The sequence below is a fragment of the Streptomyces sp. NPDC093586 genome (assembly GCF_044764905.1).
Classification (GTDB): domain Bacteria; phylum Actinomycetota; class Actinomycetes; order Streptomycetales; family Streptomycetaceae; genus Streptomyces.
Genome location: NZ_JBIWJA010000007.1, coordinates 25,259 through 38,611 on the forward strand (window position 1 = coordinate 25,259; position 13,353 = coordinate 38,611).

General features: G+C 69.6%; 12 protein-coding genes. 6 read left to right on the forward strand and 6 right to left on the reverse strand.

Annotated elements, in window-relative coordinates; translation table 11 throughout:
• Positions 1-62: 62 nt before the first annotated feature.
• Both ACIRFH_RS10145 and ACIRFH_RS10150 read left to right on the forward strand, forming a co-directional pair.
• Positions 63-1,202, forward strand: a complete 1,140-nt coding sequence (locus ACIRFH_RS10145) for a PucR family transcriptional regulator (protein WP_403518763.1) — start codon at positions 63-65, stop codon at positions 1,200-1,202.
• Between the two features lie 290 nt (positions 1,203-1,492).
• Positions 1,493-2,092: a hypothetical protein gene (locus ACIRFH_RS10150; RefSeq protein WP_403518766.1), complete on the forward strand. Its 600-nt coding sequence runs from the start codon at positions 1,493-1,495 to the stop codon at positions 2,090-2,092.
• Between the two features lie 93 nt (positions 2,093-2,185).
• On the opposite strand, the gene ACIRFH_RS10155 is transcribed toward ACIRFH_RS10150, so the two are convergent.
• The gene (locus ACIRFH_RS10155) at positions 2,186-2,740 is read right to left on the reverse strand and encodes a GNAT family N-acetyltransferase (protein ID WP_403518768.1); all 555 of its coding nucleotides are present in this window, start codon (positions 2,738-2,740) and stop codon (positions 2,186-2,188) included.
• 741 nt (positions 2,741-3,481) lie between these two features.
• On the reverse strand, positions 3,482-4,378 hold the full coding sequence (locus ACIRFH_RS10160; RefSeq protein WP_403518770.1) for a LysR family transcriptional regulator: 897 nt from the start codon (positions 4,376-4,378) through the stop codon (positions 3,482-3,484).
• A 161-nt stretch (positions 4,379-4,539) separates the two neighbouring features.
• Between ACIRFH_RS10160 and ACIRFH_RS10165 the strand changes: the two genes are divergently transcribed.
• Entirely contained in the window at positions 4,540-5,853 is a 1,314-nt protein-coding gene (locus tag ACIRFH_RS10165; RefSeq protein WP_403518772.1) for an MFS transporter, read from the forward strand.
• Positions 5,854-6,145: 292 nt separating this feature from the next.
• Here ACIRFH_RS10165 and ACIRFH_RS10170 read toward each other — a convergent pair whose 3' ends face one another.
• Positions 6,146-7,015 (reverse strand): helix-turn-helix domain-containing protein, encoded by an 870-nt coding sequence (locus ACIRFH_RS10170; RefSeq protein ID WP_403518774.1) that lies wholly within the window; start codon positions 7,013-7,015, stop codon positions 6,146-6,148.
• Between the two features lie 231 nt (positions 7,016-7,246).
• Here ACIRFH_RS10170 and ACIRFH_RS10175 point away from each other — a divergent pair, with 231 nt between their 5' ends.
• Complete coding sequence (locus tag ACIRFH_RS10175) at positions 7,247-8,164, forward strand: alpha/beta hydrolase (RefSeq protein ID WP_403518776.1); 918 nt, start codon at positions 7,247-7,249, stop codon at positions 8,162-8,164.
• Entirely contained in the window at positions 8,161-8,313 is a 153-nt protein-coding gene (locus ACIRFH_RS10180) for a MerR family transcriptional regulator (RefSeq protein WP_403518778.1), read from the forward strand. Before ACIRFH_RS10175 ends, ACIRFH_RS10180 begins: the two co-directional genes overlap by 4 nt.
• Before the next feature lie 840 nt (positions 8,314-9,153).
• Here ACIRFH_RS10180 and ACIRFH_RS10185 read toward each other — a convergent pair.
• Together ACIRFH_RS10185 and ACIRFH_RS10190 are read right to left on the reverse strand one after the other, a co-directional pair.
• Positions 9,154-9,615 carry a hypothetical protein gene (locus tag ACIRFH_RS10185; protein ID WP_403518780.1) on the reverse strand — a complete coding sequence of 154 codons (462 nt, stop codon included), beginning with the start codon at positions 9,613-9,615 and terminating at the stop codon, positions 9,154-9,156.
• 761 nt (positions 9,616-10,376) lie between these two features.
• Positions 10,377-10,934 (reverse strand): TetR/AcrR family transcriptional regulator, encoded by a 558-nt coding sequence (locus ACIRFH_RS10190; RefSeq protein ID WP_403518782.1) that lies wholly within the window; start codon positions 10,932-10,934, stop codon positions 10,377-10,379.
• 124 nt (positions 10,935-11,058) lie between these two features.
• Here ACIRFH_RS10190 and ACIRFH_RS10195 point away from each other — a divergent pair, with 124 nt between their 5' ends.
• The gene (locus ACIRFH_RS10195; protein WP_403518784.1) at positions 11,059-12,306 is read left to right on the forward strand and encodes an MFS transporter; all 1,248 of its coding nucleotides are present in this window, start codon (positions 11,059-11,061) and stop codon (positions 12,304-12,306) included.
• Positions 12,307-12,447: 141 nt separating this feature from the next.
• Here ACIRFH_RS10195 and ACIRFH_RS10200 read toward each other — a convergent pair whose 3' ends face one another.
• On the reverse strand, positions 12,448-13,341 hold the full coding sequence (locus tag ACIRFH_RS10200; protein ID WP_403518786.1) for an NADP-dependent oxidoreductase: 894 nt from the start codon (positions 13,339-13,341) through the stop codon (positions 12,448-12,450).
• Positions 13,342-13,353: the final 12 nt, after the last annotated feature.

The window sequence follows — 13,353 nt, forward strand, 5'->3', positions numbered from 1 at the left end:
CGTAAAGTCCTGACCGCAGGATGTGAATCTGGCCGGCTGAATTGTTCGCAGGGAACAAAAACGTGAGTCATTCGCTCCGGAGGGCCAGCGAACTGGCCCTCGATGAGACGACGGTCACCGCACTTCGGGCCGCGCTGAAGACCACCGCCGACGAGGTCGTCCAGGCGATCATCGATGAGGTCCCTCCCTACGCCAACGCCCTTTCGGGCAGCATGGGCCGCACCATCCGCCGAGCCGTCCGTACCGCCCTGGGGCACTACCTGAACCTGGCGAGCGGGAACGCCACAGGCGGCGACGCCGGCGACGCGGCCTACGAGCTGGGCCGCGGCGAGGTGCGCGACGGCCGTTCGATGGACGCCCTGCTCAGCGCCTACCGTGTCGGCGCCCGCGTGGCGTGGCGATGCCTGGCAGCGGGTGCCGTATCCGCAGGTCTGCCCGCCGCCGAGCTCGCCAAGTTCGCCGAGCTGACCTTCGCCTACATCGACGAGCTCTCCGCCGCGAGCGCCGCGGGCCACGCCGACGAACTGGCCGCCCGGGGCAGGGCCTACGAGCGCCACCTGGAACACCTGGCCCGCGACCTCCTCGCCGGCGCGAGCCGGGACGTGCTGCTGGCCTCTGTTCAACGGGCCGGGTGGCAGCCACCGGTTTCACTGACCGCCGTCCTGCTGCCCTCCGCCCAGGCTCGGCCTGCCTACCGCGCGCTCGACCCGAGCACCCTCGTCCTCGACGATCTGCCGGATGCCACCGGTGTGCTGCTCGTCCCCGATGCCGACCGATCGCATCTCTTGCGGCAGCTGACCGACCGCACCGCCGTGGTCGGCCCGGCCCGGCCATGGACTCGTGCGTCGGCCTCGTACGCACGAGCGCTACGCGCGCGTTCCCTCTCCTCCGGTATTCGCGACACCGAGGACCATCTGCCCGAGCTGGTGCTGAGCGCCGACGCAGACGCGTACGCAGACCTGCGTGCCCGAGCCCTCGCACCCTTGCGGACCTTGCCTGACGCGACCGCAGGCCGGCTGGAGGAGACGTTGCGGGCGTGGTTGCTGCACCAGGGCAGGCGGGACGAGGTGGCGGCGGCGTTGTTCGTCCATCCCCAGACGGTCCGGTACCGGATGGCGCAGCTGCGGGAGCTGTTCCCGGATCTCGCATCGCCGCATCGGGTCCTTGAATTGATGCTGGCGGTCGGGCTTCGGGACAGCTGACGCATACCTCGACCGTCCACGACGGCGACTGTGACGCGCTTGCCCACCGGTTCCCGGTGGACACAGAAGGTCTGGGACAGCGCCGGCGCTGAAAAGACACGTCGCCACCCCGGTCATGGCTGACCCCCGGGGGCCCGAGCGTCACCACGCCGGCCTGCTGGACCTGGACGACTGCTCCGTGGACGGACCGTACGTCCGGGCTCTCGACGACATGCCACTGGCCTGAAACCGACAAGCGCCCAAGGGGCGGGGCGTGAGAGAGTGCGGTTCGATCAAGGACAGGGGGAAAAGTGGGGCTGATCTACGGCTACGACATCTACCTGCGTCCTCGGAATACCGCCAGGGCGTTGGCCAATCTGGCCGAGCTGGCGCCCCCGGCGCGGGCCGTGCCGCCGCTTGAGATCACTCTGCCCGGCGGTGACCGGCTCGTCCTCCCGTTCACGTCCCATTTCAAGAGCGAGCCGGTCAGCTGTTCGACGAACAGTACGCTCGAGCTCGACATGTCCCTCATGTTCGATGGGGATGATGCGCTGCGTGAGTACGCGCAGACGAACGGCCTTGAACCCGAGGCGGACGGGCGTATCCAGATCGGGTACATATACGCGACGATTCGGTTCGAGTCCCTTCTGCACCCTGGCTACACGTCGGTGGAGTGCTGGGCGGCGACGTCGGAGATGAGCCGCTTGTTTGCGCGGTCGGCCAACATCAGGAAGGTGTTCACCGACCTCACCGCCGACAGCGGAGGAGTGTGCTGCCTGTTCGACACTGGCGACGGCACCCCGGAGCAAGTGTGCTGGCTCAACGGTGAACCCACCCGGGAAACAGTCTCCGGTCCCCGCTTTCCAGATCGGCGAGCACTTGTGGCGACCTGGTCCGACTCCGATAAGTGACCATCGGTGCTCCCTCTCTGAGGCCACAAGATCGTGTTACGAGCTCCGAGAAGTCGAACTGACCCTGCGAGACAGCAGGGCAGCTCCACTGGCTCACGACGGTCCGGTGTCGCCCTGGATGCGCGCGTGGAGGTGTTCGTCGTGCCAGCCGTCGGCGTGGAGGAGCGCGCTGCGCATCGTCCCTTCCCAAGGGAACCCGGCTTGGGCGGCAACTCTGCAGGAGGCCGTGTTGGCCACGGAATGTGTTATGCGCAGGCGATGCAGTCCGAGAGTGTCGAAGGCCCATTGGCTGACGGCAAGCGTGGAGTTGACCATGACTCCGCGCCCACGGCCGGCAGGCAGCAGCCAGTAGACGAACTCGCCGCTGCCGCCTCGCAGGTCCAGGTCGGCGAGGCCGATCAATCCGACAGGGACGTCGTCGTCCACGGGAGCGATGGCCCAGACGGCGGCCTCCTCGTTCTGCCACCGCAGCTTCCAGCGCGCGATCTTCTCCCGGGCCGTGTCGGTGGTCAGCCGACCTGGGCGGTTCCAGTGCTGGATGTCCGGGTCGAGGCACGACTGCACCAGGATCCGTGCGTCACTCTGCCGCCAGGGACGCAGACGTACGCTCCCACGCAGCGCGAAGTCGGGCTGCGGTGTCTGCTGCATACGGCCAGGCGGCACCACAGGGCCTATCGGACCGGTCATCGGTCCATCATGCCAAGGGAGCGCTGCCCGTTGTCGCGTACATCGTGACAACGGCTCGAAGCGGGCGTCGTCGCCAGCGGTGGCAGACCAGCCATTGCTGTCGTCGTCCGGACCCTTCAGTACAGGCTGAGAGAAATGACGTGCAAGGCTCCCAGCGGCCCCGCCAGGGCGAGGACTGCCAGGGCCGTGGCCACGGCGAGGCTGATGAGGAAGCTGACGGCCTGTGCGGTCCTCGCCGGAGCGCGATCCCTGCCGGCGGTGGGTGAAGCGGTGGCCGACGCGCCGCCGGGCCTTCGCGTCCGCCATGTTGCCGGGCATCGGGCGGGCGGTCGCTACCAGTCGGGAGGAGGACGGAATGCGTGGCCGCCGCAAGGACCTGGTTCACCAGGGGGACCACGCCTTCCCCGCGGGGCCAGCACGCAATGTGAGGAGCAACTGAGGAAGGGGCGCCCGTATCGGGCACTCCTGCTCGGTTCCTGCTCAAGTACCCTCCGGGCGGCGAGTTGCGCGACGATGATCGAATGTAAGCCGAGCAGGAGCGACGGAGTGCGATGGCCCAGCCACACTGCTGGGCACGGTAAGGGGGATGCCATCACCGCAGGGCCGAGCGCGACGGCACCTACGACGACCTCGTCGCCCGGCGCTCCCGCGCCCTGGCCGCTTTCCGGCCGCCAACGCTGAACCGGTGCCCGCCGGAAAGGGTCAGCCGCCGGCCACGGCACCGTGCTCGGTCAGCATCGCCTCGAACGTCCGTGTGGCGGCGCTCGCGGGACGGTCCCGGGACCGGGCGACACAGACGTGCCACCGCAGATCGGCGCCCGCGATCCGCAGTCTCCGGAGGCCGTCCGTCCCAGCCGTGCGCGGGGCCGCGACCACGGCGATGCCCAGGCCCTCCCGCACATAGTCGGCGGCGTCCGCTACGTCGCTGACCTCCAGGGCGACCTGCCGGGTGACGCCGATGTCCTCGAAGGCGCGGTCGACCACCGTGCGGCTGCCGTAGCCCACCGGGCAGTCGACGAAGCTCTCCTCGGCCAGGTCGGACAGCCTGACCTCGTCCCGGCCCGCCAGAGCGTGGTCCTCGCGGACGAGGACGCACATCGGCGTGCTCTCCAGACGCGTGACGAGCAGTTCGCGAGGTGGGACGCCGGTGACGGACAGGATGGCGACGTCGAGTTCACCTAGGTGCAGTGCGCGCGCGAGGTCACGTGAGCCGCCGGGGCGCGTGCTCAGCCGGAGGGCGATCCGCGGGTGGTCACGCCGGAGCCGCCCCAGGACCTTCGGCAGATCGACGGTACCCACCGAGGTCATCGTGCCGATACGCAGCAGCCCTCGCACTCCGCCGTGTGTCAGGTCCACGGCGTCCAGGGCACGCTGCGCACTGGCCAGCGTCTCGCGAGCGTCGGGGAGGAACGCTTCCCCCGCCTCGGTCAGCCTCACCTCGCGCGACGTCCGGTGCAACAGGCGTACACCCAGTTCACGTTCGAGCGCCTGGATGCCGGTCGACACGGCCGACTGCACCACGTGCAGCCGTGCGGCGGCGCGAGTGAAGCCGCTCTCCTCCACGACGGCGACGAAGTACTCCAGGTGTCGCAACTCCATGCTCCAGGCCTCCCCATCGTGAGTGCGCGACTGGGCGACATGACGCCCGAACGCGTCTGACCTCGATACATTCTGGCAGGTGATTGCTGGGATCAAAATTCATCGTTAGACATGATTCACAAGGGAAGAGACGGTGGAGGCGACATAGATGGGAGCAAGTCATGTCGTCAACCGATACTTCCTCCGCTCGGCCCACCGAGCGCCTTTCCCTTGGGTCACCCCTTCACCGGAAAGCGGGACGTGACCGCCGTCACGAGACCGGCTTCTGGCTGGCGGCCGCCGCGTTCTTCCTCACGATGGCCTTCTCCACGGTCCCCACCCCGCTGTACGTGCTCTACGCCGAACAGCACACACTGTCACCACTGACGATCACCTACATCTTCGCCGTGTACGCGGTGGGGGTCATCGCCGGTCTGATCACCGTCGGACACATCTCCGACTGGGCAGGGCGCAAGAAGGTGCTGCTGGCCGGGGTCGTCGTCGAAGTGCTCGCCGGCCTGTTCTTCATCGGGTCGACCGAACTGCCGATGCTGATCGCCGGGCGCCTGATCTCGGGTGCCGGGATCGGGGCGATTACTGCAACGTCGATGGCCTACCTGCACGAACTTCACGACCGGGCACGGCCGGCGGCCGGCCGCGGCCGCTTCGACACCGTGTCGGGCATCGCCAACCTCGGCGGCCTGGGCGCAGGCGCCCTGATCGCCGGCGCCCTCGCCCAGTGGGCCCCGCGTCCGCTGCTGACTCCCTACCTGATCTTCCTCGGACTGATGATCGTCTCGGGGCTCCTGCTTGCCGCGGTGGCGCCCGAGACCGTTCGGGTCCCCCGCGCGGAGCGGCCCGGTTACCGGCTCCAGCGTCCGCGGGTGAGCGAGTCAGCGCTGGGACGGGCTCTCAAAGCAGCCTCCGCGGTGGCGGCTTTCGCTGTCTTCGGACTGTTCACCTCGCTCGCTCCCGGCTTCGTGGGCGGCACGCTCGGCCACCCGTCCCGGCTGCTGGCAGGGACGGTCGCCTTCCTGATCTTCGGTGTGGCGCCCTTCGCGCAGATCGCGTCGGCGCGGATGCCGGCGTCCGGCCAGCTGATGGCCGGCACGGTGGGTGAGCTGATCGGCCTGGGCTTCCTCGCGACGGCGATGGAGACGAAGAACCTGGCCCTGTTCCTGATCTCCGCGGTCGTCCTCGGGGCCGGCGCCGGAGTGCTGTTCAAGGCGTCCATCGGCCGCGCGATGCGGGTCTCGAAGCCCGAACAGCGAGGCGAGGCGATGGCGGCCCTGTTCCTTGTCTCCTACGCGGGGCTCGTCGCTCCCGCGGTCGGCGTCGGCATCGCAACCCAGTACATGTCAGCCACAACAGCGATGCTCTGGTTCTCGGCAGTCGTCGGAGCCGTCCTGATCGGGATCGCCCTTCTCGCGCGTGCGGCCCACCGAGCCGACCAGAGCGCCGTGGCCGCATCTGCACCCACTGCCCTTCGGCAGTAGGCAGTGAGCCGAGGGCCCCGAAGCAGCGCGGCGGCGCCTGGCGCGCCCGGGGTCTGGAGGCCTTGGGCGCGGCGCGCGGCCTGGGCAGGGAGAATGCCGGCGGTGAAGCCTCCTGTCCCGTATCACCACGTGCCGGTGGGCCCGAAGGAAACGTGGTCAGGGTCGTATCTCCGGCGCATCGACCGTTCGGCGGTGACCGACGCGACGAGGTTGCCCTACGGCTCGTTACACGGAACGAAACCAGACGGACTGCGCGCCTCTTGGCAAGGTCACGTGCTCCTCGGGCTGGTGCCTAGCGGTCGACCACAGGATGGCCGGCGGCTTGCGCGGCCCAGGAGGCGAGGATGCGCAGACGGTCGTGACTGGGCGTTCCGGGCTCGGCGGTCAGGGTGATGAGTTGCTGGTCCGGGTCGTCGGTGGAGGTGAGAAACGACCAGTCGAGGGTGAGCGGGCCGGCCACCGGATGGTTCAGCACCTTCGTGCCTGAGCTCTGGACGGCGACGCGGTGGGCACCCCACCAGCGCCGGAAGTCGGGGTCCTGGAGCGACAGCTCCCCCACCAGCTCGGCCAGCCGAGGGTCCTTCGGATCACGGACGGCTTCCATCCGCAGCTGCGCCAGGGTCGTCTGTGCCACCCACTCCCAGTTCGGGTACAGCGCCCTGATGGCCGGTTCGCGGAAGACCAGCCGTACGAAGTTGCGCTTCTTCTCGGGGATCCGCGCGAAGTCGGTGAACAGAGCTGCAGCCATGGCGTTCCAGGCGAGGATGTCCGTGCGCCGGCCCAGGACGACGGCCGGCGTGGTGGGGAGGTCGTCCAGCAGACGCCGCAGTTGCGGCTGGACCTTCTGCGTGGCGCGCCGACGGGGCCGGGCGGCGTCACGACCGGACAGTTCGAGCATGTAGGCGCGCTCGCCGTCGTCGAGCCGCAGGACACGCGCGAGAGTGTCCAGCACCGGTTCGGACGCTTGGCGGCGGCCCTGCTCCAGACGTGTGTAGTAGTCGGGGCTGATCGACGCCAGCAGGGCCACCTCCTCGCGGCGCAGGCCCTTGACCCTGCGCCTGCCCGCCGAATCGGGCAGCCCCACATCTGCTGGGCTCAGCTCGGTGCGGCGCGCCTTGAGGAAGGCGCCCAGTTCGCTGCCGTGGGTGTCGCTGCTGCTCATGGGCCCAAGTGTTACAGGCCGCCGAGCCTGCGACAGTGGGCCTGCCGTGTCCCAGGACAGCGGTGTCCGGGGACAGAAGAAGCCTCTTACCCACCCAGGTACGGCGTGCAAGTCTCAGCGACGTGGCCGTGGACGGGACCGCTCGAGGTAACGAGAGCCCTGCCGGGCGGACCGTTCCGTCCACGGCCACAGCCCGATTTCCGTTATCCCTCTGTACCAGGAGACTTCGACGTGAAGACCAGCGTCACCTTCCCCAGCAGCAATCTCGCTCTTGCCGGGATTCTCTTCACCCCCGACGCTCATGCCGAAGGCCGGCTGCCGGCTGTCGTCATCTCCCACCCGGGAGGGGGCGTGAAGGAGCAGAGCCCGAGTGTCTACGCTGCGCGTCTGGCCCGGGAGGGATTCGCCGTACTCGTCTTCGATGCCGCTTACCAGGGCGAGAGCGAGGGAGAGCCGCGGGGGATGGAGAACCCCTTCCAGCGGGCCGAGGACATCAAGTCCGCCGTGACCTGCCTGACGACCCGTGACGACATCGATCCGCACCGCATCGGCGCTGTGGGGATCTGCGCGTCCGGCGGCTACGTCCCGTACGCCGCGCAGACCGACCACCGCATCAAGGCCGTCGCCACGGTCAGTGCCGTGGATCTCGGGTCGGTGTTCCGCGAGGGACTGGGCCGCACCCAGGACCCGGCGGTTCTCCAGGCCTTGCTCGACCGGGCCGCGGCGGCGCGCACCGCCGAGGCACACGGCGCGGCCCCCGAGCGGGTGGCCTGGATTCCCGACGACGCCGAGGAACTGCTGGAGACGGCCTCCCGGCAGTTCCGGGAGACGTTCGAGTTCTACCGCACTCCGCGCGGCCATCATCCCCGTGCCGTTCAGGGGTGGGTGCTGCGCAGTGTCGACCAGCTGGCCCAGTACGACTCGTACGCGATGATCCGGCTCATCTCACCCCGCCCCCTGCTGATGATCGCCGGCTCGGAGGCGGAGAGCGCCTACTTCAGCCGCGAAGCGATCGAACAGGCGGCCGAACCCAAGGAACTGGCCGTGATCGACGGAGCCACCCACATCGACCTGTACGACAGGGACGCCTACGTCACCCCCGCCGTTGCCAAGCTCACCGAGTTCTTCGGCAAGCACCTGGCCAGGTGAGTCCACCCACCCCTGCGGCCCCCTTTCGGACGATTCGGCACTACCACGAGCGCGGTCTGCTCGCCGAGCCAGAACGCCGGGCCGACGGCTACAAGAGCTATGGCGTGCGGAATCTCGTACGGCTACTGCGCATCAAGCGTCTGGCGTAGCTCGGCCTGTCGTTGGCGCAGGTCTCGGCGCTGGGAGATCCGACGCATACCCCCAGGAGGCCCTGCGGAAGCTCGGCGGCGAACTCGCCGCTTCCATCGAACGGCAGCGACGGCTTCGTACGGAGATCGACGCGCTGCCGGCGATGCTGAGGAGACCGTGCGACAGGACCTGGCCGAGCGGATGCTCCGGGCGCCCTCGGTCAGCAGGATGTTCGCCGAGTTCCCCTGCTTCGACGAGCTCAGCGGTGATGCCCCGCGTGGTGCGGACGTCGCCCGCAACGCGCTCATCCACGCAGCGCTCGATCTCTGCAACCCCGCCCAGACCGACGTCCTGGTCCGGATGCATCTCCAGCCCCACCGCGCTCTCGCGCCCCCCGGCCGAGTCCGCCCGGAGTTCCGGAGCCCTGTCCAGAAGGAAGTCACGTGCGTAGAACGTTGTCCCTTTGCGGCACTAGGCTGACCGGCTCTCCTGCCTGAGCCGGAAGGTCGTCGGCTCCCGTCGAGGACGCTGCGCGTGAAGAGCACGCGAATCCCGGGCACGTCACCCGCATCGGATGTACAGCCGCGCCCTGCGCGTTCTGGTGGGAACCGCGCCAGGAGATCCAGGCCGCAGACCACGACAACGGCTGACGCACGACACAGCGCCGACTGCCAAGGGACCCGCCTCGGTAACCGGCACTGCCACGCAGAGCACAACTCACCTACGGGCATGTCCCTTGGCGACCTCGCTCCCACGTCTTCCCTGGTCTGCGCTCTCTGCCGAGTTGGACGTCCTCGTACCCCGACGACGGCTAACTCCTCCAGATCACCGGCTGACCACACCCACCGGCCCAGGACGGCTCACCCCGCCCCCTCCGTCGGCCAGAACTGCATCACGTACTGCTCCGCCCCGTCGGGCACACCGTCCATGCTCCCCACGGCGGCTTCCTGACGCCCCGTACAGAAGATCCGCGCGTTCCACGTCGCCGGAGCGGACGGCAGTGTGATGTCCTCCGGGCCGGGGCCGCCCATCGACCACAGCCGCAGCACGCCGGACCGGCACTCGATCCGTGCGACGGCCGTTTCGTCCCAGGGGCCCTCAAGCAGCGGCGGCTCGTGCTCCCAGACCTCCGCGGTGACCGCGACACGCTGCGTGTGCCCCGCCGTCGTCAGATCGATCCGCCCGGGCCGTTCCCTACCGAAGCCCCCGGCCCTGAAGCCCTCCGGGAACATCGCAGGAAGCCACGCGTCATCGGCATCCTGGATGCACAGCCCGTAGTAGTCGACCAGGATCCCGACCTGCTGGACACTCAACGGCTCCATGCCAGGGACGCTATCGAAGCGGCAGGATGTCTGGTCTGGAGTACGCGCCTGCCGCAAGGCCCTCCCGTCGCTGCGCCGCCGGACTTGATCGCCGGATGTCTCCCTCCGGGCAACCGACCGCGCAGACCCGCGACTCCCCGTACTCGGCATGCCGTGGGCACCGGGAGCGGACCTTGAGTGGCGGGGATGCCGACAGCCTCGACGTGACGCGCCGGTTCACCGCATCTCATCGCCGGCGGACTTGGGGATGCGCTGGGTGAACGCCTGTTGGACGATGGCCGCCGCGACCGGGCGGCCGGTCTCGTCCTCCGCCCCCTCACGCCCTGGGGCTCAAACGTGCGAAGACGGCTTTGAGGACCCTGTCGACGTAGGCAGGTGTGACCGGCTCCTGTGTGATCAGGAGCCTGTCGTTCACCGGGCGGTCACCCGGGCCAGGTGCTGGTCGGGTTCGTCGTGCAGGTCCTGCTCCTGGCCGGCGGTCGAGCGTAGCCGTTCCATTCCGGCAACGCGGCCAGGACCTTCTCCGCCTGCTCGGCACGCCTGATGCGGGTACGGACCCGTACCCGTATCGCCCCTGGATCCTCGTGTCCCGGCCCACGCCCGACGGCTCCATCGCGCGCCCAGGCGGCCACGTCGGCATGCCTTGCCTCCGCGCCGCACAACTGCGCGCCGCCGCCCAGGGCCCCGGAGATCCCGACGTCGCCGGGCCGGCCCGGCACGTGTCCGCCGTCGGTGCCTGACAGCAGCCCGGTCGATCCTGTTCAGCGGTGCCTGTCGACGACGGCGCGGACGACGGCGGCGACCTCCTCGCGGTCGGTGGGCCGCGGGTCGACGGAGTTGTGGATGGAGAACCCCTCGACCAGCGCGTCCAGGGCCCGTGCGGTGAGCGGGTCGAAGTGCCCGGCAAGGGAGTTCCGGCTGGCCTGCATCCAGGAGCGCATGACGGCGCGCACCTCGGGATTGCGGGTGGCGAAGGCGTAGAGCTCGTAGCTGAGCAGGAGGTTGCGGTCGGTTCCCCAGACCTTGCCGCAGATGATCTCGACGACCGCTTCCTCGGCCTCCTGGCGGGTCCGCGCGGCCTCCAGGAGGGCGCCGTAGCGCGTGGAGACGGTCTCCGCGAGCCGGGTGAAAGCGTCGGTCAGCAGGTGCTGCATGTCGTCGAAGTAGTAGGTGAGTGACCCGAGCGGCACACCGGCCGCCTCCGCGATCTTGCGGAAGGTCACCTTGATGGCACCGTGCTCTGCGATGACGTCGAGAGCGGCGTCGAGGATGCGTTCGCGGCGCCGGGGGTCGTTGGGGCCACGGGTGCTGCCTGTCATCGCCGTTGTCCGCCTTGTCTTCTCGGTCGCCGATCCGATGTGTACATTTGTTCATACTCGGTGGGCGACGCGGGATCGTCGCCTGCCCGTCCTTCATTGTGTCCAATACCGGCGGAGCCCCTCCTTGACAGACCGTGCTGTACGCCGACGCCGCCGGGCGCTGTACCTCTTCTTCTTCCTCAACGGCCTCGCCATGTCCTCGTGGATCACGCGCACACCGGACGTCCGTGACCGTCTGGGCGTGTCCACGGGGCAGATGGGGCTGGTGCTGTTCGGTCTGTCCGTCGGCTCGATGGCCGGCATCCTGTGTTCCGGCCGTTTCGTGTCGCGGTTCGGAACCAGACCCGTGACGGCGTTGGCCACACTGTTCGTCGTCGCGAGCGTGGTCGTCGTGGGCGCGGGCAGCGCCCTCGGCTCCGCGCCCGTGGTCACCGCGGGGCTGTGCCTGTTCGGCCTGGGGGTCGGGTCGGGCGAGGTGGCGATCAACGTGGACGGTGCCGACGTGGAGCGGATCACCGGCACGGCGGTCCTGCCCACGCTGCACGGGTGCTTCAGCCTGGGCACCGTCATCGGCGGCCTGGCCGGCATGGCGGCCACCGCCGCGGCGTTCCCCGCCCACTGGCACCTCCTGGCGGTGGCCGCGGCGACGGCCGCGATCTTCGGGTACGCCATCGGTGCCGTCCCCGCCGGGACCGGGGTCCGTGCCGCGGCGCCCGCTTCGGACGCCACGCGGCCCGCGGGCGCGCAGGTGTGGAAGGACCGGCGGCTCCTGATGATCGGAGCCATCGTCCTGGCCATGGCGCTCGCCGAGGGCGCCGCCAACGACTGGCTGCCGTTGCTCATGGTCGACGGTCATGGCCTCGACGCCGCCGTCGGCTCGCTCGTCTTCGTGGGGTTCGCCGCCGCCATGACCCTGGGACGCTTCGGCGGCGCGTTCTTCCTCAGGCGTTACAGCCGGGCGACCGTCGTGCGGGCCAGCGCGGTCTCCGGGGCCATCGGTCTGTGCCTGGTCATCTTCTCCGACAACGCCGTCGTGGCCGCGGCCGCCGTCCTGTTCTGGGGACTGGGCGCGTCCCTGGGCTTTCCGGTGGCCCTGTCGGCGGCGGGCGACTCGGGGCCCGACGAGACCGCCCGGGTCGGCCTCGTGGCGACGATCGGCTACATCGCGTTCCTGGTGGGCCCGCCCACCCTCGGGTTCCTGGGCGATCACTACGGACTGCGTCCGGCGATGCTCGTGGTCCTGGCGTTCGTCGCCACCGCCGTCCTCGCGGCCCCTGCCGCCGGTACCCGCGCATCCCCTCACCGCAAAGCCGCTACCGGCGTTCCCGCCGAACTCGCCGCGGACCGGCCGGGGCAGCGCACCGAGGCATGATCGCGTGACCGGCGCACGTCGCCGATGGCTCCTCCCGCGCAGGCGTTCCGCGCCCCGAGGAGTGGCGCTTGACTGCATCCCCCTCCCCCAAGGCCACTGAGGCTTCTCCATCATCCTGCTCGAGCGCGGCGCACGGTGGCTTCAGACGATCAGCACCCGGCGCCCGCGGGTGTGCCCGGCCTGGCTGTCGATGTGCGCCACCGCGGCCTCCGCGAGCGTGTACGACTTCTCGACGGGGATGTGGAGCTTTCCCCGCGAGATGAGGTCGACGGCCTCGGCGAGCGCTTCCGGCACGCTCCCGGCCACGCCGGAGAATCGGACACCGAACTCCGGCGCACCGAGATCGGCGATGGAGATCACCTTCTGCGCATCCCCGGTCAGCTCGACGAGCTCGCGGATCACGCCCGAGCCGGCCAGGTCGAGAGCGGCGTCGACAGGGCCGAGTTCCCGGACCCGCTCGGCCCAGCCCTCGTCGTACGTCGTGGCGACGGCACCCAAGCTCCGCAGGTAGTCCTGGTTCGCGGCCCCGGCCGTGCCGATCACTCCGATACCGCGGTCACGGGCGATCTGCAGCACCGCCGATCCGACTCCTCCGGACGCACCGCTGACCAGCAGCGTCTGCCCGGACTGGACACCGACCTCGCGGAGGACGCGCAGCGCGGTCTCCACCACGGAGGGATACCCGGCCGCCTCTTCGAACGTCAGGTCCTCGGGCATGCGGGCCCAGGCCGACAGCACGGCGAACTCGGCATACGTGCTCGAGCCTTCGCCGAACACCCGGTCGCCGACCTTGACCCCTTCGACGCCCTCACCGACCTCGTCCACCACCCCGGAAGCGTCCAGTCCCACCCCGGAGGGCAACTCGATCGGATGGGCTCCCAGGACCTGGCCTTCGCGGATCCTCCAGTCGACGGGGTTCACGCCCGCCGCTCGCACGGCGATGCGTATCCGGCCGGGACCCGCGTGGGGCTCCTCGGCATCTGTGAGTTGCAAGACGTCCGGGCCGCCGAACTCGGCGAAGCTCACCTTCTTCATGCGGCGAACCTA